Here is a 26,028-nt window from a genome sequence, read left to right as displayed (position 1 = left end):
TCCGACTCCGTTTTTCTCGATGTTAACCTTTCATTTCCATCACCGAAAGGTACAATTGGGGACTAGAGGTACATATCAGCAGAGCACCAATTGATCTGACGATCGTGCAAATCATGGACGTCTTGCTAAATACAGCAAACTGCTGTTCAGATACAGTAATAACTGTACATCGCAATGACTTCATGAGGAGGATGACTTGTGCAGAAGAAGGATATGCAAACGAAGAGAAGGAACGAGATAAATAAGAACAGAGGCTATGAACGTGCCAAAAAGCATCCCATTCCCTTCAATGGTCCTGCGCCTGATTTTTTTGAAGGCGCACTATTGGGAAATGGAGGACTGGGCATTGTCGTAACAACCCGCCCTGACGCTGTGATGCTCCATTTTGGACACAACAATGTATGGGATATTCGTCTCGCCGAAGAACACCGAGACGAGCTCATGACTTTCCAAGAGGTATATGACAGATTTGCTGATCTGCCAGCTGATTTGGTGCAATTAACGGATCATCCGTGGTACAAACAATATTGTGAGCTGGCCGGCCAAAATTACAGTAAAGCTTATCCCAAACCCATGCCCTGTGGATCGCTGCTGCTGCGATATGATCGGAGAAAAGCCGAAGTCATCGGCCATACCATTGATATTGCCAATGGCCTTTGTACAATTGATTTCCTGATAGATGGCAAACCTGCTGTATTCGAACTCTTTATAGAAGGAGAGCACGACCGGGTCTGGATGAAAGTAAGAGATGTCGCGACGGGTGCTCTGGTTCCCTTATTCGAGGAGATCAAGCTTATTCCTGATCCCGAAACACCGCCTGAATTTCCTCAAACAGCAGTCCTAACCAGCGAAATTACGGGTAGACAGTCATTTACGCAAATTTTGCCGCATGTTGAGCATCCCGCTGTGCCCTATATCACACATGAAAAAGATAGAGCTTTCCGGCTCGCTGTTAACTCGTCTGGATTAACTGCAATGAAAGAACATCCTTTGCATAATCAGACGCCCGCAGTCAACGGCTCTCCTCTGGGAGAACCTGAACACGGCTTTTTGGCCTGCGCAGAGCTATGGGAAGGCCTTTATAGCCAACTCAATAATGAGGCTCACCCGCCAGAACTATCTTCCTTTAGTCAAGCTAAGGAAGAATCGAATGCAATGTGGCGTGATTATTGGAGCCGCTCCTCCGTCTCTCTGGAAGATGAACTTCTGGAGCGTATCTGGTACCACAATCTTTACTTTTTTAATTGTTCCGTGAGAGAGGGTGTTACCTGTCCAGGTCTATTCGCCAACTGGAGCTATCGTACCATCGGTGCAGACTGGCATGGGGATTACCATATGAATTACAACACGCAGCAGCCATTCTGGCTCGCATTCTCCAGCAATCATCTCGATAAACATCTTCCCTACGTGGATATGGTTGATCATGTACTTCCCGTCAGCCGAGCGTGGGCACGTGATTATTACGGACTGAACGGTGCTTATTTCCCCCACTCAGCTTATCCTGTTGAAATGTCCATGATGCCCTACCCTGTCCCGCACTGGGGATGGGAAATCTGTGAGACGCCTTGGACCGTGCAAAGTCTATGGTGGCACTATCTATATTCCATGGACGAGACGTTCCTGCGTGATCGTGCATTTCAACCCATGAAAGAAGCCGTGCTGTTCATGATCGATTACATGAAACGTCCAGAAGCACAGGGTGAACGCTGGGGAGATGACCATTATCACATTTTTCCGACGGTGGTGCCGGAGCTGTATGAGATTTCACCCGGATTTGCCAAAAACAAAGACTGCCTGATCGACCTGACACTGACACGATTTCTGCTCAATGCGTTCACCCAGGCTTGCGGTGTCCTTGAAAGGATAGAATCCGAGCAGGAACTGCTAGAGAATGTAAAAGAGATTTTGAGCCATTTCCCTTCTTATCCCACAGCCGAATCCCGCAACGGTCCAGTCTTTGTGTCGGTGGAGGGCGAGGATCCTGACGTGGTGTATAACGTCCCGATTCCTATTACGACCGTATTTCCTGGTGAAGATCACGGGCTTCATTCGCCAGAGGAGGAATACCAGACCGCAGTAAACTCTTACCTTAACCACCGCAACGAAGGTGGGAATGAACTGGTTTTCTATCATCTTGCCGGAGCCCGGCTTGGGGTGTTGGATCTGGAACGCTTCAAGCGTCAAATCCAGTATTGTCTGCTACCAAACGGCACTTGCACAGATCGGGTCCTGATGAGCGGTGGTCGCTATGCTGACACGGAGAACTTCGATTTCATGTCCCGCATGGGCATCTGGTTCGAAAATTTCTCCCTACCTGCCGTTATCAATGAATGCCTTCTTCAAAGTTATAATGGAAACCTGCGCTTCTTTCCCAACTGGCCGAACGGACAGAAGGCAGAGTTCCATACTCTCCGTGCCGTGGGTGGTTTCCTTGTCAGTGCGGCTATCGTTGATGGGGAGACCGATTGGATCGAGATTGAGAGCGAAGCTGGTACTTCCCTAACCTTCTATATCCCTTGGGCAGAAGGGGCATTGTGCACAGTTTCTTCTGGCGAGCAATATATGCTGTCTGGTCAGGTTGGCAAGATCTCGACAGTAGCAGGGGATATCATCTCCATTGTTAAAGCAACGGTTTAGTTCATCTTGTAGAATGTGTCCATAAATAAGAAGCGTCCCGGACTATCCCGGGACGCTTCTTATTACCAAATTTACTCTTCAATTATTTCGAAGACCACAGTTCCATACGCTGAGCATATTTCTCGTTAATGATATCTTCCACTTTCTCATCGCCGGCCTTTTTCATATCCTCCAGCATCTTGTCAAATACGGAGTTGGCTTCAGCTTCACTTGGAGCAATAATGGCTCTCGTAATGCTCTGATCCATAATATCCTTCACCTTCTGGGCCGTCAGTGCTTGAGGTGTTCCCCCATCCGGATTCAGGTTGTCATACTGTGCTGTATCCCATACGGAATCGCCAAGACTCTTGAGGGCCAGTTCATCCACTTCACTGCGCTGGAATTTAACCGCCATGTCATACGGCTGTCCATTCGGATCCAGACCATTTTTGACAAACCATAACCATTTACGAACGCCGCTTTTCTTCACCGTGTCATCCCAGTTATCCTTGAAGCTCTGCAGGAATGCAGGGTCCGGTTCTCGCTTGCCATCCACCGTGGTGTATTGCTCGCCTTCCTTGCCCCACAGCAGCAAATGCTGTCCTTCATCACTCGCCAGATAATTAAACAGCTTAATTGTCTCTTCCGGGTGCTTGTTATTTTTGGTAATGGCGATCGCGTCCCATCCAAGCGAGCTTCTTGGGCCAAATGTTGTTTGAGCCGGATCTACACCTGGAGCAACAACTTTGTATGCGAATAACTGATTCTTTTCTCCGCCATCCTTCTTCAGGGCCGCATTGCCGTTACCTGGGTCCCAATATGCACCTGGGGTAGCGAATACCGCGCCAGTCGTCAGCTTTTGAATCCATGTTTGCGTTTTGCTAATGGCAAATTCCTTCTCAATCAGACCTTCTCTATATAAGCGATTGATATATAACAGCATCTCGCGATATTTGGGGTCCTTGACATCATATTGCAGACGCCCGTTGTTGTCATAATACGTTTTTAGGCCCCACATGCCTTTGAATGTTCCCAGATTCGCGCCCATGTTCTCACCGTTCATGGTCATGGGAATGGACTCTTTGCCATCAATCGTTTTGTATTTTTCTTTAAAATTTTTCAAGAGTGCTTCAAACTCGTCCGTTGTGAGGGCCTGTGAACCATCAGCTTTGTCTGGAAGAAACTCTTCCAACAGGCTCTGTCTCATCAGCATACCGAAGACAGGATCACTATCGAGACCATACCAGTTTGCCAGATAGTAGTTCTTGCCGTCTGTATAACGTGTTTTGGTCAATGTTTCGCCATACATTTCTTTCAAATCAGAACCATATTTCTCAATTAACTCATCCAGTGGAATGAATGCGCCGCTTGAAATGTACTTATCGAGGGAAGCATCTCCCCGGCTCATGACCACCACATCTGGATAGTCACCACTGGCGAGCATCAGGCTCAGTTTTTCTGTTGGATTACCCGTTGGCTGTTGGATGGAAATCTCTATGCCCGTCTTTTTGGTAATTTCCTGGGCAACCGCATCGGTAAATGGTTCTCCTTTGGTATTGCCATCAAACCAGGTCAGCGTAATCGGCCCTTGTTCCCCATCTTTACCCGCTGTATTGTTCTCCCCATCATTGGAAGAGCAGCCCGCCAGCAAACCAACGACCAATGCAGCCGTAATCCCCATAGTCATCCACTTTTTTGTCTTTGTCATTGACACCCTAATTCCTCCCAATGAATAAATTCCTGTAGTGCTAGATTGAGCATTTCCAAAACGATCTTTGCCCACCCCCTTTCAGGAAGAGGCCACCGGACGAGCCTTCCCTGCAACCGGATCATGGAATAGATTAACTCTTAACCGCTCCCAAAGTCATGCCTTTGACAAAGTATTTTTGCAGGAACGGATACACCATAACGATCGGTAAGGTAGCTACCATGGTAGCAGCCATTCGAATGGTATCACTCGAAACGGCATTCCGTTTGGCTGAGTTGGCCAGCATTTGCGATTGTGAGATCATGCCGCCGGTCTGAAATTGATTCAAGATTTTGACGAGCACGGCTTGCAGGGTCTTCAGGTCCGAGCTGTAGGTGAATGCATAGGAATCAAACCAGGCATTCCAATGCCCAATCGCTTGAAAAAGTCCCACTGTTGCAAGTACAGGTGTTGTCAGCGGCATCACAATCCGAAAGAAAATTGTCAGATCGTTAGCCCCGTCTACCCTCGCCGATTCTTCAATCTCATGGGGCAGCTGCTCCATAAAGGTACGGACAATAATCATATAGAAGACATTCATCAAACTTGGCAAAATGAACACCGAAAATGTATCGATCATGTTCAGCGCCTTAAGCACCATGTAGAACGGAATAAGTCCGCCACTGAAATACATGGTAAATATGAAGTACAGGTTCCAGCCTTTGCGACCAACCAGATTCCGCCGACTTAGCGGATACGCAAGCATCGTAATGACGAGAACCGATAGAGGTGCACCAATCAGCGTTCGTTTGACGGTTACCCACAGCCCGTTTAAAATCTCGCTATCTTTTAAAATCTGCTTATAGCTATCCAAGGTCAAGTCCCTGGGCCACAAGTAAACTCCGCCCCGTACCGTATCCTCCGCGCTGTTCAATGAAAGAACGAGTATATTCCAAAACGGAAGAAATGTAACCAGTAATACGAGAATAAGAATGAAATACACAATGATTTTGAAAATACGATCCCCGAATCTGTTCAGAATCATCACAAGCGCTCCCCTCTGTCTTTTGTAGTTAGAACAACGCCTGGTCGTTCACTTTTCTGGAAATCCGGTTCACGATGAGGACAAGAATAAAGGCTACAACGGATTTGAACATCCCCACGGCAGCACCGTATGAGAACATGCTGTTCTGTAGTCCGTATTTGTAGGCATAAATATCAATAACTTCGGAGTATTCGAGCACGGTATTATTTTGCAGCAGGTATTGCTGTTCAAATCCTGCATTCAAAATGCCTCCGACCGCGAGAATAGCCAATATGACAATTGTAGGACGCATGGATGGCAGCGTAATATGCCACATTTGCTTAAATCGGCTGGCTCCGTCCACCCTGGCCGCTTCGTAGAGCTCCGGATTAATAGAAGCGATTGCGGCGAGATACATTATGGCGCTGAAACCCATCTCTTTCCACATGTTCGACAGTGCGATAATCCACCAGAATAGAGGCCCGTTCTGCAAAAATGCGACTGGTTCTTTGACAATGCCCAGCAGAACCAGAATATTGTTAAGCATTCCATCCGAAGCCAGCAGTGTAATTACAATGTTAGCTGCAATAACCCATGAGATAAAATGCGGCAGATAAGAAACCGTCTGTACAAAACGCTTGAAAAATCCCTGTCTCGCTTCATTCAGTACAAGCGCGAGAATGATTGGAGCAGGAAATCCGAAGAACAGCGTCAGCAAGCTTGTCGCAAGCGTATTACGCATAACCCGATAGAAGTCCCCTGTAGTAAAGAAATACTCAAACCACTGGAAACCTACAAATTCAGCATGGAAGAACTGGTGCAAGAACGATCCCCCACCCGGTTGATAATTCGTAAACGCCATATACAGTCCGAACATCGGACCATAGGAAAATAGCAATGTCGCAATGAAGGCAGGAAGCATAAGCACGAATAACCATTTTTGCTCTTTTAGTCTGCTTATCAGATTATTGCTCCTGACTGTTTTGATAGCGCTTACCTTATGCATTAAATACCCTCCCTTTTTCTATATAGCAGCATGGCCGGCCATATCTTGATTCAACTTCTCTCCTATTTATCATAAATTTGACGCAGATCGCTTGCCATAGTCGAATTCTCCGAAAGATACCGCTTTTTAAAGATGTTTTTGTACAAAGAGAGGATTGGATTTACATATTCACTCTGCTATGATGAACTTTGCAACGAATAATCAGTCAAGAGAGGGCTACCTAATGCGCCAATTCTATCGAAAATACATATACATGCCTTTTGTTAACCTGAGCTTTCGTTCCAAACTATTTATGGTTTTTGTACTAGTTACCATCATCCCAATGATGCTATTGGTTTATTTTTCCTATGAACTTACCAAAACGAAACTTACCGAGCAGATCTATATCAACATGACGAACTCAACAGCTCAGATCACTAAAAATCTGGAGAATAAACTGGACAGCTACGAACATATTTCCGCCTCCATTTATTTGGATAACCGCCTTGCCAATTACCTTACGAACGAATATCAGGATGATCCATCCTATTTGGACGTCTATAATTATATTGGCAATCGAATCGACACCGTGATGGCAGCCTACCCTGATTTTGATAGCGCATTCATTTATTCGAACAATCCATCGCTGCCCAAAGATAATTATTATATCCGGCCGATTACACCCGAAGTTCAGAACACTGAACTGTTCCAGAAATTGAAACAATCCTATGGGAACATTATTCATCTCTCATCGCCGCAGACAGAGAACGGTCCTGCAATGTTTACGCTCGCCCGGCTGCTGAACAACAATAGTAATCAGTACCCCTACGGGATGCTGGTCTTTCAAATTTCCGAGTCTGTCATCTACTCTCTCATGGAAAAAGAAGCAGGCGGCAAAGATATCTTTATCATAAATGATAAGGGCATTATTCTATCTTCAGCGGACAAGCAGTTAATCAACACAAGCCTGCCCGAATTGCTTCATCAGAATTTTGACGAGACGCCTTCAGGCAGATTTGATACAACGTATCAAGGCGTGAAGGCTCTAGCGGTTTATAACACGCTCAAAAACGGCTGGAAAACGGTATCCATCTTCCCTTATGACAGTATTATCAAGGATGCCAAATCTCTCTCTCAGCTAATTATCAAAATTTCACTGGGCTTCATCGGCGTGGCACTGTTGCTCATTTATATTACCGCATCGCTATTCAGCAAACGCATCAGGACGTTAATTCGGATGATTCGACGCATTGAACGGGGGGATTTCAATCCTACCCATGAGGAACAAATGGGCAGTGATGAGATAGGACAGCTTCACTTTGCATTCGAACAGATGACAACTCGGTTGAAAAGTCTGGTTACAGAGGTCTACCAGAAGGAGTTACAGAGCAAGGAAGCCGAGCTTGACCTGCTTCAAGCTCAGATCAATCCTCATTTTCTATATAATACACTCGGCTCGATCTCCTCTCTGGCCGTAAAACATCAAGATCCCCAGATTCAGGATATGGTGCTTCATCTAGCCAAGTTTTATCGGATATCCCTGAATAAAGGAAAGAGCATCCTGACTATCAATGAGGAATTGAAACTGACGCAGAGCTATAATGCCATTCAGCTTATTCGATTTAAGGGCAAGCTGAACATCATCTACACGATAGATCAATCGATCCTGCCCTACTCGACCGTGAAGCTTGCTTTACAGCCTTTTGTGGAGAATGCAGTGATTCACGCTCTTTGGAATCAGGATCGGCCCCTAAATATCCATATCAAGGGCGTCATCGAGAACAATAGTATCATCTTATCTGTTATAGACGATGGAATGGGCATGCGGCGTGAGACGCTTCAGTCTTTGTTTGAAGAGAAAGAAGGACGAGGCTATGGCATTTCAAATGTGGATCGGAGAATTAAGCTGAAATTTGGTGAATACTACGGTGTTAAAGTGTATAGCAAACTAGGCATGGGAACCACGGTCCAAATTCGTCTGCCACAAAAAGAGATCCAATAAAAAAGGAGTGCGATGCAGCCACTATTGGCTTGCAAAGCACTCCTTTTAAACAGTTCTACAGCATCCTTTTATACCTGCTCACGGATACGGTACACCAGACTGTCGAAATCGCCGCGTAGAGGCAACTCCACCCCAATGTTCATCAGCGCACGGCCACTGACCGATAATCCCAGCTCTTCAATGAGATAGGTCTTGTCAGCCTGAAGACCTGCCAAACGGAGTCTAGGCAACGGTTCACCCAGCTTCTGCGAGTGAAGAAAAGCGAACAGCACATGATCACTTCCGGCAGCATCGCTGTACTGGACAGCAGTAACCCCCTTATGGCGAAGCGAAGTCAGACGGAATTGTCTTCCGAATTGCACCAGGTGGCGAATGGCTTTGTACTGACCGATGAATTCCCCGGACTGCTCAATCCATTCATCACTCCACTCGTTCAGATTGGAGCCAATACCTAGCGTGCCCATCATTGCACTGTGGAAACGATACTTCAGGGAGACGTTTCGGCCGTTCATTCCTGTAGGAGACTCGGTTACCCAACAGGTCATCATACGTGGTGCGTACGTATACGAGAAGCCTTCCTGAATGCTCAGACGGTCGAATGCATCCGTATTGTCACTCGGCCATGACTGGTCGGCATAACGGAAGATGCCCAGATCAATCCGTGAGCCACCTCCTGCGCAAGTCTCAAACTCCACATCCGGGAACTTGGCTCGCAGCTGTGACCAGATATCATAGAGACTCTGGACATGCCTTACCCATACTTCTTTCTGGCGGTTAATAGGGTGTCCCTTCATGCCAGGCTCCGTGATGGTCCGGTTCATGTCCCATTTAATGAACTTAATTTCATGGTTGCCAAGCAGTTCGGTCATAAAATCTATAATGTATTGCTTAACCTCCGGCTTGGAAATGTTCAGCAGCAGCTGATTGCGAAGCTCCGTACGTCCACGGGTCTCAAAATGATATACCCAGTCTGGATGTGCTCTATAGAGATCACTATCCGGGTTGACCGACTCCGGCTCCACCCATATGCCGAATTCCATCCCAAGTCCGTGAACCCGGTCAATCAGCTCCACAAGTCCGTTCGGGAACTTCTCCTTATTCACGTTCCAGTCGCCCAACCCCGCACGGTCGGAATGCCGCTGCCCAAACCACCCGTCATCCACGACGAATAGCTCCACACCCATCTTGGCTGCCCGCTCGGCAAGCGCCATTTGGTCCTGTGCGTTAACATCGAAGTAGGTAGCTTCCCAGGAGTTGTACAGCACTTTCCCGATTTCACTGCGCGGCAGTATGTAATCGTATTGATATTGATGCAAGCGGTGGCTCATGCCGCCAAAGCCCTCTCGACTGAATCCCCCGACAAAGACAGGCGTCTCGAACGTTTCGCCCGCACCCAGCAACCATTCACTGTCAAAATCATTTATGCCACCTGTTACCCGCACATGAGTAAATGGGGTCTTCTCAGCGACAATCTTCCAATTGCCGCTCCAGGCCAGAGCACCAAACCATACCCCGCCGCCGCTTTCTGACGAAAGACCATCATCAATCGCAAACCATGGGTTAGCATGACCGTCAGTGAAACCTCTCCGCGATTCAAGTACCTTTTTTCCCTCTGTCAAAATGGTATTGCGCAGTTGGAATTCACCCGACCATTTCCCCGTAACATGCGTCAGGCGGTAATCCTGGAGATATGGCAAGGTCCAGGCTGCGGATTGCATGCTTTCCAGCACGATATCCTCCTGTCCCTTATTTACGATATTGGCGTAACGCTCCACCAGGTCGAATTCCGGGATGACCCGATATACCAACTGCGTTTCAAGTGCATACACCTGATCCTTCAACGTGATAATCAGCGTCTGTCTGCCATCCTGTTCAATGATCTCGTGACGGTCATACCTTACCTGAAGATCACGGACACCATCAGGCATGCGCAGTTTCAGAGATGGTTCTGTATAAGATGCACCTCCCCAGAAGCTATACTCCTCCACCTCTCCTTCCACTTCCGCGTCAAAAGAGCTATGGGATTGTAGATGGAGCAACGGAGCGCTGTCCTCGATCTCCACGGGGTCACCCCAATACAGATGCTGGAGGTGTTCTCTCTCATTAATTCCAAAAATGTAGGACGAATTTTGCGTCTGTATTGCAAATATACGTAGTTGTTCATTATATTGAATCGTCAAGTTTATCATCCTTTCGAGTTCCTGTTACCCTCGTGCTGTGTGTTGTGAACATACATATTATTGTAGGAAGCAGGAGTTAAATTAGCCATATCGCATTCTTACAATCCATAGGGGAAATCATCTCTCATTTCAAATTATAAAAATAAGGCTGCGATGCAAATCGCAGCCTTAAATCTTACTTCAAAATCAGGTTATAGATGACCTGAGCCGCTTCTGCACGGGAAGCAATCCCTTTAGGTACAAACTGTCCCTGTTTTTGGCCTTGGACCAGTCCCAATCGGGCTGCATCCTTCACCGAAGCAGTTGCCCATGAAGAAACCTGAGCCATATCGGTAAACAAGATGTCTGTAGAACCAACAGGCACTTTCCCAACATTCAGTTCATATGCCTTCATCAGTATCACCGTAATTTCCTCCCGGGTAATCTGTGCGTCCGGCTGAAAACTGGCTGCGCTTCGGCCGTTTACAATACCGGCTTGGGTCGCAATCGAGATGGGTTCAGCGTACCAGGCATCTGTCGCTACATCTGTAAATTGTACTTCCCCTGCTACGGTCAGCCCCAGGGAATGAACGAGCATGGCAGTGAATTCAGCGCGGGTGACTGCCCGTCCTGGCTCAAATTGATCTTTATTTGTGCCTTCAACATACCCCTTCACTGCTAACTCCTTGATTACAGAGCTGGCCCAATGATTGGCCGGAACATCGGCAAACGTCCTATTCAGTTCCAGAACGGCATACTTGCTGAAGTGGCTCACTTTAGTCGTTAATACGCCATTCACGTAATCCGATTTGAGAAATTCCAATTTCCCATTTTCGTTAATATAATAAATTCCTCCCTGTGAAGGGTCGAAGCCTTCAGCCGCTGCCAGACTCAGCGTAACCGGATGATCAAACGCAGAGAGTGTCTCGGTTGTACCAGATTTAGTTGTTGCCGAAAGGCTGAATTCATAGATTTCTCCCTTAAGGGAAACCGTTGCCCGGGAAGATGATTCCACTGCAGCAACGACCTCCTTGGCCTTGCTGCCAAGCGGAACCATTTTCAGGGAAATCGTACTCTCTTCCTGTTGCCCCGCTGGTAGCTTGCTCAACAGCTGCTGGAACAAACTCGCAGGTACTTGTAGGGTTAGCTTGCCTGATTTCACTTCCAGTGTATGGTTGCCTAGCTGGCGTAAAACAGAAGATGACAATTGTAACTCCTGAGTACCAGCCTTGATGTCCACAATTGCTTTCCCTGCCCCACTGTCCACTTTCAGCATATCGGCTGTGATGACCAGTGTTACTGTATCGTTCTCCGGAGTCGTGCTGTTGCCGGAGTTCCCGCTAGTATTATTGTTATTGCCATTGTTGCCAGGATTGCTTGGATTACCTGGGTTGCCTGGATTTTCCGGATTGACTGGTTTTTCGGTCAATTTAACCAACTTCGATTCAGCCGGTCCAAGCGAGATGGACCATGAACCCGTGGCTGACGAAGATTCACCTGTCCACAAGTCTTTTAACGTGTAGGATTTGGATTCATTCAATCCGGCACGACCCAAATTAATCGTTTTGTTCACTGAACTATTGGCGCTGTAATTAAATACGGCAAGGTAATAATCATTGCCGTCTTTCAGAACAAACGTATCTGCGGCGTTTGCATTCGTATTCCCTTCAAGCGGCTTGAATACTTTGCCTTTCAGCGCCACCTGAAGAACATCTGTGTTATTGTACAATGCTGTCATGTATTCCTGTGCCTTGGGATCCTTCACATCATCGGAATCCATCATCACCGTGCCGGCAATCACACCGGAATTCACCCGGCTACGGGCTTCCTCCAGGCTTGAAGCACTGCTTAATGCCAAATGATCTGGGTCTGTATAGGAATAGATCGTTCCATTTTGCCAGAAGCCATATGTCAATGAATTGAGCATGTACTCCGTCTCATTGATTTTGCCATAGGTGTCACAAGAGATCCGTCTGCTATGCGCGTATTGACTTGGAAAGATCGGTGCAATGGACGCACTAATAAACATTTTCCCATCCAATCGCTCTTCGACATAACGCATCCCTTCATTGTAAGCCTGGATTCCTGTCGTCACGGTTGTGTCATAGTGTTGGCCTTCCAGTGAGCCATGGGTCAGGAAATCCAGTTTGATGAATGTGAATCCAAGTGATTTAAACTTATCCAGAAAATAATTCATACGCATTTGACTCCCCGGATGTGTCACATCCAGTGCATATGCCCCATCCAGCGTAGGCAGAGGTTTCCCCTCAGCATCCTTGAGCACAATATCACCATACGTATATTGCCCATTGGTACCATCTACCGTTTGGCTCATATCGTTGCCCCAATACACAAATGGTCCCCAATAGATGCCTGCATGCTGACCATTGTCCTTAATTACAGATACGGCTTGGGCAAGCTCTGCATCACTCAGATTATCCCAGTAGGAATCCATATTAATGAATACATTGCCGTTATTGTTGAACTTCTTAAGATTGTTCTTGAAATAATTGGACACATCCACTACGTTCTGATACGACAGCCCGCTATCATAAGCTCCCCAGCTATTCCAGCCCACCGGAACACCTTGTGGCAGCTCCGGGTTCAATGCCAACGGAGGTGTAATAATCGCATTGGCTTTACCGTATTCTTCAAGCCCTGTGCGGTAGTCACTGAAACCACCTACCATAATCAGTGGTGAGGACAGTTCAGTACCGGTCAGGCTGCCATGTGGCTGGGTATCGCGAGTAACGTCACTCGCTGCACCACCATACACAGCAAATTCATTCAGACGATTAGCTGAGCCTTTCCAGTCAATACCGGTCTTCCAGGTGTCATGGGTTACTGAACCAATCACCAGACCGTTACGAGTCGAGTTATTGAATACCGTTGTCATCTCGTAGCTGGTATCCGCCCGGTTCATCGTTTGAGATTTATAGCGAATCCATGCATCGTTGTCAAAGGGCACCGTAAGCACGCGGTTATCCGAGCTGACGCCGATATCCACACCACCCGTATTTTTCACGGTAATTGGTGACATGTAATTACTCTGGATCTCTGTATCACTGAAGGCATCCAGACGGTTGAGGAAATACGATTTATCTTCATAAAACCGATAGACCTGCTTCAGGGTTGGTTTGCCAGTCGAAGTATGAACAAAATTCAACTCAATGCCTTTGCCGAATCCATCCTGAATCTCCACTGGTGTTCCACCGCTCGCATGACTCTCATAGCCTTTGGTTTCCACAAGGCTCTCACCAAGTTTAATGCTGCTGAAAACACCACGCATCTTCTGCCCTTCTGCCCAGCTATAGCCAACGAATCCGGTCTGGGTATTATAAGACACTTCGTATTGTCCGTTCGATACCAGAAGGCCATAGGTGTAATCAGTCACCGTTATATCCCCGTATCGTTGCGAGTCACCCGGTGTTCCCAGATCGTCATCTCCTTCACCTGGATTTTCGGGTTCTGTCTCTATCGCAGGCTCTACGATAATCCGGTCCAGATCGGGAGAATAGCCATTGTTGTCTGAAAAAGTAATCGTATTCTCGCCTTCAGTTAGTGGGAGTGTAAGATCATACGTACCTACCGTATCCCAATCCGGGGTTTTGGGCAGGTCATGGAACTGCTCTTCCCCACTATTTGCATGGACATAAAAACTCCGCGGATCACCTGAAAAATAAGCTACCGTAACGCGATAATTACCTGTCATCGGGGCTATAATTTTATTAAACGTCAAGGAGCTCCCGCCATTCAGGTAGCCGACCTTTTTGCCACCGGAAGCATTCGGACTGTCTGTTACGCGCGCTTCACCAGTCAGCGTATTGCCCGAATCTTCGGCTTCATAGCTAAGCGTATACGGGATTACTTCAATTCGGTCAAAATCAGGGGAGTACCCATCATGATCCGAGAACGTGATGGTATTAGCTCCCTTATGAAGGGAAGCTTCCGCATCATACGTGCCTACCGTATTCCAGCTTGCCGTTTTGGGCAGATCAATCATCTCATCCGTGTCATTGTTCACCTGCATATAGACAGGTCGCTGGTCACCGGAAATATAAGATATTCGGATCAAATATGTACCATCTGCCGGTACGGTGACATTCGTAAATTGCAGTGAACTGTTTTTGTTCAGGTCGGTTACTTTCTTTCCACCCGAACTAATGCTGCTTTCTACCACCTTGGCATTGCCTTTCAAAATATTGTCGGCTGCTTCTGCCTCAATGATTGCACCATGCAAATTTTTCTTCCAGTCGTCTCCGCCCCCTTCTCCCGGGTGGCCACTGTCCAAACCGCGGATCGCAATCTTGTCGATGTCGGGTGAATACCAGTTGTTGTCATCAATCAGGATTGTGTTGGCACCAGCGTTCAACGGAAGAGTCACATCATACGTTCCCACCGTATCCCAGTCGACTGTCTTGGGCGGTTCTTCAAATTGCTTCTCCCCGCCGTTCGCACTAATATTGAATGGCCGAGAATCACCTGAAATGTAGTAAACAGAAATCTTATAATTTCCTGTCTCACTTACAGTAACATTGTTAAATTGCAAGGAACTGCCTTGGTACATGCCTCCGACCTTTTTGCCGCCTGAAGCCGTCGGGCTATCAGAGATTTTCGCGTTGCCAAGCAAAATATTCCCCTCGGCCTCAGCTTCATAGGTATTCATATCATCGGCGTGAGCTGTTCGGGCGAACTGGCCCCCGCCAACTACCAAGCAAAAAATGATAAAGAACACAAATCCTTTTTTCATAATCCGTCCCAACATAACATGCCTCCATTTTCTTTTGATTGAGTTAGGTCTCCATGTGCCTATCCTGCAGTGGTTCACAGCCATCATCTGTAATCGCTTTCATAAAGAGCTGTTAAATCCCATCTCTCCTCCTTCCTTTCCTATATGCCTAATTGTAAAAAGGAGGAGGGGGATGTTCCATACCACAATGTTACTATTCATACAGGAAAGCCTCTTTCATTCGCCATATCATGGTTTAGTAAGAGGGAGCCTACCCAAATCATGTTCAGGGAAAACGGGAGGATCATGATCGTTACCAGACAGCCTGTATCGTCATATACTTTTCCTGTATTCGTTTGGTGTGACGCCCTGTGTCTTCAGGAAAAGAGAAATAAAATAGGATGTACTCTCATAGCCCACGTTCTGCGCGATATCGTGAATCTTGAGCGAGCCATCTGCCAGCAGTTCCCTGGCTTTATCCAGTCTGATGCGTGTCAGATAATCGTGAATTGTCATCCCTGTTTTGTCCTTAAAAATGGATCTCAAATAGTTCGGTGACAAATAGACCTGATCAGACAGGCTGTTAATGGTAATCGGCTGATTGTAATTCTGATCGATGAGGGTACGGACCTTGTGAATCAGTTTTGCATTTTTGTCCATAAACCGCTCACCCAGCATACTCACAGCATCTTCCGCAGTACCGAGAATCAGATCCTCGATCTCATGCAGAGTCAGTGCATTATAGATGGAATGATACAGCTCAGCCCGCTTCGGAACAGGTTTATGAAGCTGCTCCAGCAGCTCATTAACAAGATCTATCGACCAGTCGCAGATGATTTTCTTCTTGACTCGCAGTGTTGCCAATCCCTCAATATACCCGTGCAGCTTCTGTGCCGCCCATTCAAAATCCAGTCGATTAATGGCCTCAAACCATTCCTTTTGTTCAAAAGGGGGCATATGCTCCGTATAAAACTGATTCGAAAGCGTCTCCGCATGAATGATCGTGCCTGTACCTTCATAGAAACGCTCGTTCAAAACGATACGCGTCTGTTCGTACAGACAGTGAATATGGGATAACTCGGTCTCTTGTCCTCCTACAGCTGCCGTTACCGTAAAATCTAGGGCACTACGAATAGCCTCAGCCAAGTCTTCCCACGCATAATGTCCCGGCTGCTGGGCCGCTTCCATAAATACACCGGTCTCTCCTTCCTTGTAATCCACAAAGATCGCTTTTAGGTTCTTCGCCTTGAAGAAATGGTCGAGAAAAGACACCAGCCGCCCTGTACATTCCTCCAGACTTTGCTGTTCCCCTTCAGCCTCCTTGGGATCGATACTGAACAAGGCCATTGCATATCGGTTGGTCTCAGGTTGTCGGGTTAGACGGCTGAAACTAAAAGCGAGATCAATAGCACGATCCTCATTTTTTTCGTAAGATAACTCCTTCAGGATATTGGCTTTGGCCGCCTCCATGGAACGGTTTTTAATTCCAACTTCGTCACAACGCTGTTTAACCTTACTGATAACGCTTTCAATTTCATTTAAATCCAGCGGTTTTAGCATATATCCCACGGCCCCTACGTTGATAGCCGATTTCACATATTGAAATTCATCGTGTCCGGTCAGAAACATCACCTGGATCGAGTCGTAGCTCTCATGTATCTTTCTCGCCAGATCAATACCGTTCATTATCGGCATCTGAACATCGGTAAGAACGATATCAGGCTGGGTGGCCTCAATCTTCTCCAAGGCCTCCCTGCCGTTACTCGCAGTTCCCATGATATAGATACCCATCTCTTCCCAACGGATATAATCCCTCATCATCTCAAGTCCCAGTTCTTCATCGTCTACCAAAAAAATACTATACATCAACGTCCCCTCCCTTTGTCTCTTTCTGTCTCTATTATATGTTTTTCCCCCCGTGGGACCATGGTCCATATAAATGAAAGTTATTTTCAAGTATAGATCGTTATTTTACCAACTCCAGCTCGCTATTGAAATAGTAACTTTGGCCTGCTTCGGCATGAAGGATCGTTCTTTGTTTGCCCCAACAAATGGTGAACGTTCCCGGCGAGAAGGTGTGAATGTTCGTAGATGTCAGCTTTCCATTCTCCCAGACGATGTCAACCTCGGCATTCCCTTTTGCCCTCAGCCCGGTTATTGAGCCAGTGCTCCATGCCTGTGGCAGCGCTGGGAGGAGGTAAATTTCGCCCGCATAACTTTGCAGGAGCATCTCCGCTACGACAGCTGTACCGCCGAAATTTCCATCAACGACGAAAATATTACTCTCTGCTCCAGCAATGCCGGATTTGGAATAGGTGAACAGATTATCGAAGCACAGGCTACCGATCAAGTGTGAGAGGTGTTTATAAGCCGTCTCCCCATCATGCAATCTTGCAAAACCCAGTCCAAACAAAGCAGCTGTAAATTCAACATCCTCTAGCTCTTCCTGAACCATGCGGTTCTCCAGCGTTACTCGTGCTGCCGCACTGAGTTCCGGTGTACGGTCAGGTGTAATCTGACTGTCCGGATACAGCGCATACATATGAGACAAATGCCGATGCTCCGGCTGCACCTCCTCATAATCCTCCAGCCACTCCTGTAACTGGCCTTTCTTGCCGATCTGTAGAGGTGGAAGCTTGCTGATTGCATCTTCCAGCTTGCGTCCCAGTTCCTCGTCTTTGTTCAAAAGCCTTACTGAAGTGAGACAAAATTCGAAGAGCCTGCGCACCAGCATCTGGTCCATTGTTGTTCCCATGGACAGCTGCTGTGCCCCATCTCTCGAATTACCGGAATAGAAATGATTCTCCGGCGAATTGGAAGGACCCGTCACCAACCAACCGTTCTGAGGATGCTCACACATGTAGTCCAGATAGAAGGCCGCGGATTCTTTAAGTACAGGATAGGCTACATTCTCAAGGAAAACATGATCCTGACTGTACTCATAATGCTCAATCAGGTGTGTAGCCAGCCATAATCCGCCCGTAACGTTCAGCCCCCACGAGGTCTCCCATCCAGGCAACGTAAAGCCCCATACATTGGAGAAGACATGAGCGACCCATCCGTCGCATCCATATACATTGTGAGCCGTTTCTCTGCCCGCCTGTGCCAGATCCTCAACATACCGAAATAACGGAAGATGGCTCTCTCCGAGATTCGTAATCTCTGTGGGGTAATAATTCATCTGGGTATTCACATCAAGGTGATAATCACAGCTCCAGCCCATTCGGCATGCTTCACCATCATTCCAGATTCCCTGGAGATGGAGTGGCAGCGGAGAGTTCTCGCGAGAGCCCGCAATGGTCAGATACCGTCCATATTGAAGAAATAATGCGAACAGCTGCGGATCTTCATCCCCATCACCCTGTTCCAACAAACGAATACGCTGATCTGTAGCCAGACCGGATTTCCCCTTGACCCCCAACTGAATATCTACCTTGTCATATTGCTCGCTGTAATCGCGAATATGATCCTCCCTCAGCAAGGCATACCCCTTGTTTAAAGCCTTCAACAGCGTATACTCGTTCTCCGTTTCCCAATCCTGATCTGAACGACGATAATCCGTACTTACACTAAAATAAATCCATGCCTCATCCGCTCCGGTCACGTTCAATCGACCATCTCTACTTGCGATGGTCCCCCCGGATATAACCAACTTGACCAAACCCTTGGCCCATACGCCGCAAGTCCCATCACTATGTACATCTTCCGTTGCCTGCCCTTGGAATTCAAGCGTGTTGTCATCTAAGGCTACAACCTTGAATGATTCCGTGCCTGCCTGCAAGCCAAGTGTAAAGGATACGCCACCCGGAGAATCGCTCCAAATTCGGGAGGCCACTATATCATCGGCGTGAGAAGCGAAAACTTCACGAAGAATCGTGATGTCGTCATCCTTCCAGAAAGCCCCGGCCAGCGCATGAGTCAGATCCAGCTCACGTTGGAAGCTTCCAGCTTCATCAGAACCCGAGTTCTTCTTCCCAAAATCAATAACAACATCACATAATCCAAGATGGGTGCCGAAATTACGTTTCTTTGGCTGTAAATGCTGTTTGGCAAGACGATCCCCTCCATCATAATCGCCAGCGAAGAAATAACCACGCATCTCTTCCAGTGCAGCCTTGCCTCCTTCGGAAGGGTGCTCCGGGTCAATCCGACCCGACCAGTAGGTGACCTCGCTCATACTCCATACTTCTCGATGCGATGACGCCATAACAACCGCCCCTATTCTTCCATTGCCCAGCGGCAGGCCTTGAGACCAATCCGCTGCAGGGGTTGAATACCACAAAGTAAAATCGTTCATATCATGTCCTCCAGTCCAATAATGATTATCTTTAGAGATAGACTCATTCCCCAAAATAGACAAACGCGCGATCTGTGAGAGACAAAAGCGCGCGTTTGACTTTGTTTTTATATCCTAAAACCGATCACAGCTCTGGGTTGTCATTTCTCCCAGTCAGTTTCCTTTCACGGTCAATCTGAAGGTTTTGGATTCCGCCGGTTCCAGCGAGACAGTAAGCTCTCCAGACGTTTCCCCTTGCGAACCTTCCCACAGATCTTGCAAACTGTATATGGCATTGGCGTTTAGCCCGGCCCGCTCCAGCGAGATGGATTTAACTGCAGCCTGTGCAGCATCAAAGTTGAAGACGGCGAGATAGAAACTCTTCTCTTCCGGCGATTCAAGAACAAACACGTCAGAAGACAGCTTCCCAAAATCGCCTTCAACTGGACGGAAGGTTTTGCCCATACGAGCAACGTTCAAAATATCCTTGTTACCAAGCCACTCTCTTGCTCGTTCGGCAGCATCCTCTTTGCGGAAGTCATCCCCGAGTAGAAGCACCGTACCGGCAATGACTGAAGCAGTCAGACGGCTACGTCCTTCATTCCAGCCAGTAGCTTCCTGGTTGAAGCTCTTGTATAACACGGAATGATCAGGATCATTGTAGCGATAGAGCGTATTGCTCATCCACCAACCGTGTGTCAACGAGTTCAGCAGATATTCCGTATCCGAAAGTGTACCGAAGACATCACAGGAAATACGGCGGCTGTGGGCAAAAGCATATGGAAATAATGGAGCGATGGACAAGTTAATGAAAAATGGCCGTCCGATTACTTCTGGCGAGAGCTTATGTTGCAAATAAGACATCCCATAGTGATAAGCCGCAATCCCTGTTGTAATATCCGAATTGTGGTGCTGTCCTTCCAGCGAACCATGTGCCAAGAAATCCAGCTTGATATATTCGAAGCCTTCTGAGATGAATTTGTCCGTGAACCAGTCGATTCTTTGCAGGTTGCCAGGATGTGTCGGGTCAATTGCCAGACCACCGTCTACATCCGGCAGGATTTCTCCCTCACTGTCACGCAGCAGAATGTCTCCATAGGTGTATTTGCCGTTCGTTCCTTCGACTGCCTGACCGAACTGATCAGGCCCTCCCCAGAAGGCAAATGGGGTCCAGTACGTTCCCGCTCTATGTCCATTTTGCCGCACCCGGTCCAGTGCACTCTTCATCTCTTCCGGCGTAAAATTGTCCCAGAAAGCATCAAAGTTGATGTATAACGTATCCTCATTCTCGAATCCAAGCGGCTGTACTTCATTTTTTAGAAAATCGCTGGTCGCTGTATACAGATCATAGTCCAGATCACTCATGGCCGCAGACCAGCTGTTCCATCCGATCGGGACACCGCCCTCCCAAGGTAATTGAGCCTCAATCCAGGTATTAGCCTGACCGTAGGCTTCAAGACCTTCACGGTAGTCTTCATAGAACCCGATGAATACCAGGGGAGATTCAACTCTTTTTCCCTTCACATAACCATGAGGCTGGGAATCGCGAGTCAATTCACTCACGGCACCGCCGTACAGATCAAGTCCCTCGATATGTCCGCTTTTTTCGCTTTGCATACGAATCCCTGTTTTCCATACCTTGTGCGTAAGGGAACCCATCACAATTCCCCGGCGGCTGTCGGGCGCGAACAAGGCTGTCGCCTCGTAACTCTCCACATCAAGCGGCGGCTTAACCACCGTATATCTGACCCATTTATCGTTGTCAAACGGTACACGCAGAATACTCGGTTCATCTCCGCCGAGTGATATGGTTTTGGATTGGATGACAGCCATGCGATTCGCCTTAAGCTCTTCATCACCGACTATAGCGGTCTGCACCAGTACAAACGGTGAGGATTCATACATATAGAAATGCTGCTCCAGTTGCGGCAGCAACGAGGCTTTATGCAGAACGACCAAGCGGATGCCTTTTCCAAAACCTTCTCGAACAATATCTTCCTGTGCCTTCAGCTCATGGTTCTGATAATGATCCGTGCTGTATTCCCGACCTTGCCAGCGAAAAGCACTACGAATGCCCTTCACATGGGAAGAATGGTTGCCGATGCAGGACACTTCACCATTTTCAAGATTGATCTCCAGACTCATATGCCCGTTTGTAACGCTTACAAGATTAACATTCTGTTGCTGCACTTGTACGGCTGTATCGCTAGTTAGCATTATATGCCTCCTTATTGTTGCATGCTGTGCCCTGAGCGGAGCTGGTTATGTCTCTCCTGCCCAAGTCTGCCCTCATTATAAAGACCGAATAGAGCATTTTCCATGCAACGATCTTCCGATCCATAACGCGATTTAACTCAACTTAACCCAGTAGGTACGTCCTGCAGATGTAGGGAAGCTTATGATATTTAAATCGATGTCCTCCGTCTTAACCACGTTGCCGTCAAGAGTTACCACAACTGGACCTTCACCTCTAAGCACGCAGTCCCGGCCCAGGTGTGAAGTGATGTGAGCTTCTGCGAGTTGTCCTTTGTCCCACCGGATACTGACCTCAAAGCCGCCTCGGGCACGCAGGCCGGAAACGCTGCCCTGCTGCCAAGCATCTGGCAGTGCAGGAAGCAGTTCCATATAAGGACGGTGAGATTGCAACAGCATTTCGGCAATCCCGGCAGAGGCGGCGAAGTTGCCGTCGATCTGAAACGGAGGATGTGCGCCCAGAAGATTCGGATATACACCGCCATGGTTGTATTGCTCTGACGCTCCATCTCTGACCAGGCGTAGCATGTTGGAGAGCAGACGCAGGGAACGATTTCCTTCTCTGAAACGACTCCAAAGCGCAACACGCCATCCCAGGCTCCAACCCGTGCTTTCGTCTCCCCGCCGCTCAAGTGAGGTTCTGGCGGCGACAAACAACTCTGGTGTCTCTTCGTCCGAAAGCTGTCGACCCGGATACACACCTACCAGATGCGAGGTATGCCGGTGGTAAATGTCCTCATCCTCATAGTCCTTCGACCACTCCTGCAATTGGCCATATTTTCCGACTTGCAGCGGCAGAAGACGTTCGCGGATGCTCACCAGTTCTTTTCTGAAATCCGGGTCCGTTCCAAGAATCTCCGAGGCTTCAATACAGTTGGTGAACAACTCCCAGATTAATGAGATATCCATGGTTGAACCCGGACTGACCGCTGCTACACCTTCCGCTGTTCGGAATTTATGCTCCGGCGAAGTCGAAGGTGAAGTCACAAGGTGACCGCTACCATCGTCAATGAGCCAATCCAGAGCGAACAGCGCAGCTTCCTTCATCACTGGATAAGCGGAATTCCGCAAATACGTCTCATCTCCGCTGAAGGCATAATGCTCCCATAAATGCTGGGTCAGCCAAATACCTCCCATCGGCCAGAAGGCCCAGCTTGGATCACCGTCACCATAATTGCCTACCGGTGCCGTCTGTCCCCAGATATCCGTGTTATGATGCGTGGTCCAGCCGCGGGTGCCATAGTTGACCTGTGCGGTCTCAACGCCCTTCTTCGCCAAATTGCTGATCAAGTCCAGCAATGGCTCATGGCATTCAGCCAAATTGCATATTTCAGCCGGCCAATAGTTCATTTCGGTGTTAATATTCAGCGTGTAATTGCTGCTCCAGGGAGGACGAGTTACTGCATTCCATATGCCCTGAAGATTTGCAGCCTGCGTTCCCGGACGGGAGCTTGAGATCAGCAAGTAGCGCCCATAATGAAAGAGAAGTTCCACAAGCCCCGGATCCTCCGCCCCATAGGTCGTAATCCGCTGTTCAGTGGACATCTCCTCCGGAGCAGGTGAATTCCCAAGCTGAAGCTTCACCCGATCGAAGAGCAAACGGTAATCCGCAATATGTGAGTCAAGCAGGCTGTCATATGGCTTGGCTACCGCCTCCTTCAGAAATGAACTTGCAGTGAAGGAAGCATCTTTTCCCTCGACTCCTGGAATGGCATCCATCCCATTAAAACTTGTAGCCGCACTGAAATAAAAGGTTGCCGTTGTCGCACCCAATACATGAATTCCACTGCCATCCACCGTTACCTGTCCGTCCTCTGTCTTCACCGCTAGCTGTCCTTCAAAGACCATGCCCTTGTTATTTCCGGGGTCACCGTATCGGATCGGCTCGTCGCTTGCAAAGTAGCTGGGATCTACATTCTCCGGGGCTGTTCCTTCCAGAACAAAGCGGCCTTCCCTAACACTAGTCGCATGCCGAAGCGGGCTATCCAGTGACGCGTGTACATTCAGCGCACCTTCCACACTTGCAGCCAGCCGCAGTACAAGTACCTGATCAGGATGCGACGCAAACATTTCACGGGTATATATAACATGGCCAATCTGATATTCAAGGCTGTGCACTGCATTTTCTACATCCAGCGTCCGCTTGTAGGAATGGTAGATGTCCCCGTGCTCAAAACGCAGGAGTAAATCCCCCAAAGGCAGATAGGACTGGGTGTACGGACCCAACATCTCTTTGGTCAGCGTGTCTGCTTCCGTATAACGTTCCTCCTGTAACAGCTTGCGAACCTTTGGCAGAGCCTCCTTTGCGCTAGGATTACTGCCGTTCTTCGGATAACCAGACCACAGAGTGTCCTCATTCAAGCTGATTTTCTCCTGCTCCACCCCACCAAAAATCATGCCGCCCAGACGGCCATTACCTATGGGAAGCCCTTCCGTCCATACATGTGCAGGTTTGTCATATTGAAGTTTCATGTGCACTCTCCCTCATGATTTCTCATTTGTTAGTCAGTTCCTTCTGGAACATTAGTAAACGTATTATCCACAATGTCAACCTCGCTGCAGGCGGTTGCATAGACTGCTTCTTCAACGCAGGATAACTTTCCTGTCTCGCTGGAGGAACATATTTTATTCGACTTGAAAACCAACCCACAAGTGGATTTGGCCCTTAGAATCGGGGCATCACTACAAGTTTCGAAATGGTTATTCAGGATAACGACCTGTCGGTGGACGGGAGCGCTCTCATCAACCACCACATTCTCCGGGGATATGAATATCACGGGATGCTCACTGCCGCCACATTCAATAAAATGGTTATCGGTGATCGTCACATCCTCTACCCTTCCGGACTCATACCAGGAAACGGCATCCACCGCAATCAAAATAGCATTCATGGACATGCGTTCAAACGTATTCCCGGTAATCAGCACTTTCCGACGAGTCGTTATGAGTATGCCTCGTGTTGGCACTCGGGCAAAATGATTATTTGTAATTTCCACTTCTGGTGTCCAGGTTACATTCTCAATGACATCATGGCTGCCAATACCGTCCGGTACCGGATGAGCAAGAGTGAGCAAGAGCTCACGAGCACTTAAACGCTCAACCGCAACCACATTGTTGGAGGCGTAGGCCGTCAACGAACCGGAACGGACAAATTCGATCTCATCACCAGGATAAAACGCCGGAAGCCCATACGTCTGGGGATGCATGAATCGAACCTTCACACAATCCACTGCCGGCTGATCTACAATTCGTAAATAGGTACCGTGGACATTGACAGGATCATCATGCGAACCGGAAAAATAGCTGTCCCTTACGGCAACCTTGCCTCTGCAGCTGGACATGTGCAGAAAATCCGCAAAGCCGGCAACCGTACGTTCCGTTTCGGTGCGGGGAGCCAGGTTCATCCGTGAGAAGGTCAGATTTGTGCTGAACTGTCCGACGACCCCGAGTCCGTGCAGAAAATGCAGACTCACGTCTCTCCACGTTATATCGGAGCATTCGGTCATAAAAGCTCCAACTTGATCACGAATGCCATCGCGGTTTTGTAGTACATAACCAGGGACCACATCAGGTTGAAAATCAAAATGCAAACGGATGGTCATGGGCTCAAGCTCTTCCACAGATTGGGCCAATTCCAGCCAATTGTCGATTCGCCAGGTTGTATTCCGCAATGGATCATAGGTTTGCATGGGACCCTTCGCAAAACTCCAGCCTTCACCGAGCCAGGTTAGCTTGTTGTCCAGAATCTGATAACGGGAATCGGGGTGAATCCGAGCATCGAAATAATGCTTTCCGCTTGAGATAATCGTCATCTCGGTCACAGTCGGCTGGTGATAATCCGTACGCAGGTTGCGAATCTCCACATTCGTGCAATGGTCCAGCAGAAACAGGGTCTGTTTGCCGTGGAAAATAAAAAGGGAGCCGTTTCCCTCCAGTGTTACATCGTTCATCCCTTTCAGCAAAATAGCAATGGTCTTGGTTACGTCTGGGTTCTCTTCTTCACTCGTAGTATTGGAGATATAATAAGGAGCACGAATCGCCTCCTCCGGGTAGAAATGATATCTTCCTCTCGCACAGTCCAGCACCACCGGACCAGGGATTTCGGCCGCCGCCTGAATTGCACGAGCCATGGCTGGCTGGGTGTCCAACTCAGAGTCCGGCACAGCGCCATAATCCGTCAGTCTTATCGTCGTGGAATTCGTGATATGTTCTTGTTCAGTCACAGGAATGTTGATCCCCCCCTTCTTGGTATGTAACGCATTCATTGCTTATCCTCTATCATCACATATACTCCATC

12 protein-coding genes are annotated in these 26,028 nt (G+C 48.0%); 2 read left to right on the top strand and 10 right to left on the bottom strand.

The genetic code is table 11. The annotated features are described in order from the left end of the window. Positions 1-198 precede the first annotated feature (198 nt). Complete coding sequence (locus tag AC3ITG_RS10830) at positions 199-2,637, top strand: glycosyl hydrolase family 95 catalytic domain-containing protein (RefSeq protein WP_489253709.1); 2,439 nt, start codon at positions 199-201, stop codon at positions 2,635-2,637. Positions 2,638-2,719: 82 nt separating this feature from the next. Here AC3ITG_RS10830 and AC3ITG_RS10825 read toward each other — a convergent pair whose 3' ends face one another. The 3 genes from AC3ITG_RS10825 to AC3ITG_RS10815 all read right to left on the bottom strand — a co-directional run bounded on the left by AC3ITG_RS10825 (position 2,720) and on the right by AC3ITG_RS10815 (position 6,333). Further along, positions 2,720-4,324, bottom strand: a complete 1,605-nt coding sequence (locus AC3ITG_RS10825) for an extracellular solute-binding protein (RefSeq protein WP_413377228.1) — start codon at positions 4,322-4,324, stop codon at positions 2,720-2,722. A 133-nt stretch (positions 4,325-4,457) separates the two neighbouring features. Beyond that, complete coding sequence (locus tag AC3ITG_RS10820) at positions 4,458-5,348, bottom strand: carbohydrate ABC transporter permease (RefSeq protein WP_413377226.1); 891 nt, start codon at positions 5,346-5,348, stop codon at positions 4,458-4,460. A gap of 28 nt (positions 5,349-5,376) precedes the next feature. Beyond that, the gene (locus AC3ITG_RS10815) at positions 5,377-6,333 is read right to left on the bottom strand and encodes an ABC transporter permease (RefSeq protein WP_062322050.1); all 957 of its coding nucleotides are present in this window, start codon (positions 6,331-6,333) and stop codon (positions 5,377-5,379) included. 223 nt (positions 6,334-6,556) lie between these two features. On the opposite strand from AC3ITG_RS10815, the gene AC3ITG_RS10810 reads away from it, so the two are divergent. Further along, complete coding sequence (locus AC3ITG_RS10810; RefSeq protein WP_489253708.1) at positions 6,557-8,314, top strand: cache domain-containing sensor histidine kinase; 1,758 nt, start codon at positions 6,557-6,559, stop codon at positions 8,312-8,314. Positions 8,315-8,382: 68 nt separating this feature from the next. Here the strand turns inward: AC3ITG_RS10810 and AC3ITG_RS10805 are convergent, their stop codons facing one another. From AC3ITG_RS10805 to AC3ITG_RS10775, 7 genes are all read right to left on the bottom strand, one after another. Then, positions 8,383-10,503 carry an alpha-galactosidase gene (locus tag AC3ITG_RS10805; RefSeq protein WP_489253707.1) on the bottom strand — a complete coding sequence of 707 codons (2,121 nt, stop codon included), beginning with the start codon at positions 10,501-10,503 and terminating at the stop codon, positions 8,383-8,385. A 166-nt stretch (positions 10,504-10,669) separates the two neighbouring features. Then, positions 10,670-15,238, bottom strand: a complete 4,569-nt coding sequence (locus tag AC3ITG_RS10800; protein WP_489253706.1) for an S-layer homology domain-containing protein — start codon at positions 15,236-15,238, stop codon at positions 10,670-10,672. A 297-nt stretch (positions 15,239-15,535) separates the two neighbouring features. Further along, positions 15,536-17,068 (bottom strand): response regulator, encoded by a 1,533-nt coding sequence (locus AC3ITG_RS10795; RefSeq protein WP_413377216.1) that lies wholly within the window; start codon positions 17,066-17,068, stop codon positions 15,536-15,538. Between the two features lie 100 nt (positions 17,069-17,168). After that, positions 17,169-19,499: a glycoside hydrolase family 95 protein gene (locus AC3ITG_RS10790; RefSeq protein WP_489253705.1), complete on the bottom strand. Its 2,331-nt coding sequence runs from the start codon at positions 19,497-19,499 to the stop codon at positions 17,169-17,171. A 153-nt stretch (positions 19,500-19,652) separates the two neighbouring features. Continuing rightward, positions 19,653-21,695, bottom strand: a complete 2,043-nt coding sequence (locus AC3ITG_RS10785; RefSeq protein WP_489253704.1) for an alpha-galactosidase — start codon at positions 21,693-21,695, stop codon at positions 19,653-19,655. A 132-nt stretch (positions 21,696-21,827) separates the two neighbouring features. After that, on the bottom strand, positions 21,828-24,203 hold the full coding sequence (locus AC3ITG_RS10780) for a glycoside hydrolase family 95 protein (protein WP_489253703.1): 2,376 nt from the start codon (positions 24,201-24,203) through the stop codon (positions 21,828-21,830). A 29-nt stretch (positions 24,204-24,232) separates the two neighbouring features. After that, complete coding sequence (locus AC3ITG_RS10775) at positions 24,233-25,996, bottom strand: right-handed parallel beta-helix repeat-containing protein (protein WP_489253702.1); 1,764 nt, start codon at positions 25,994-25,996, stop codon at positions 24,233-24,235. Positions 25,997-26,028: the final 32 nt, after the last annotated feature.

The organism is Paenibacillus sp. GL_099_B, from assembly GCF_057835695.1.
This window is presented reverse-complemented; position numbering and strand designations above follow the sequence as displayed.

Coding starts and splice junctions, on each gene's coding strand:
- AC3ITG_RS10825 (WP_413377228.1), bottom strand. CDS start 4,324: ATGACAAAGACAAAAAAGTGGATGACTATGGGGATTACGGCTGCATTG.
- AC3ITG_RS10820 (WP_413377226.1), bottom strand. CDS start 5,348: ATGATTCTGAACAGATTCGGGGATCGTATTTTCAAAATCATTGTGTAT.
- AC3ITG_RS10815 (WP_062322050.1), bottom strand. CDS start 6,333: ATGCATAAGGTAAGCGCTATCAAAACAGTCAGGAGCAATAATCTGATA.
- AC3ITG_RS10810 (WP_489253708.1), top strand. CDS start 6,557: ATGCGCCAATTCTATCGAAAATACATATACATGCCTTTTGTTAACCTG.
- AC3ITG_RS10805 (WP_489253707.1), bottom strand. CDS start 10,503: ATGATAAACTTGACGATTCAATATAATGAACAACTACGTATATTTGCA.
- AC3ITG_RS10800 (WP_489253706.1), bottom strand. CDS start 15,238: ATGTTGGGACGGATTATGAAAAAAGGATTTGTGTTCTTTATCATTTTT.
- AC3ITG_RS10795 (WP_413377216.1), bottom strand. CDS start 17,068: ATGTATAGTATTTTTTTGGTAGACGATGAAGAACTGGGACTTGAGATG.
- AC3ITG_RS10790 (WP_489253705.1), bottom strand. CDS start 19,499: ATGAACGATTTTACTTTGTGGTATTCAACCCCTGCAGCGGATTGGTCT.
- AC3ITG_RS10785 (WP_489253704.1), bottom strand. CDS start 21,695: ATGCTAACTAGCGATACAGCCGTACAAGTGCAGCAACAGAATGTTAAT.
- AC3ITG_RS10780 (WP_489253703.1), bottom strand. CDS start 24,203: ATGAAACTTCAATATGACAAACCTGCACATGTATGGACGGAAGGGCTT.
- AC3ITG_RS10775 (WP_489253702.1), bottom strand. CDS start 25,996: ATGAATGCGTTACATACCAAGAAGGGGGGGATCAACATTCCTGTGACT.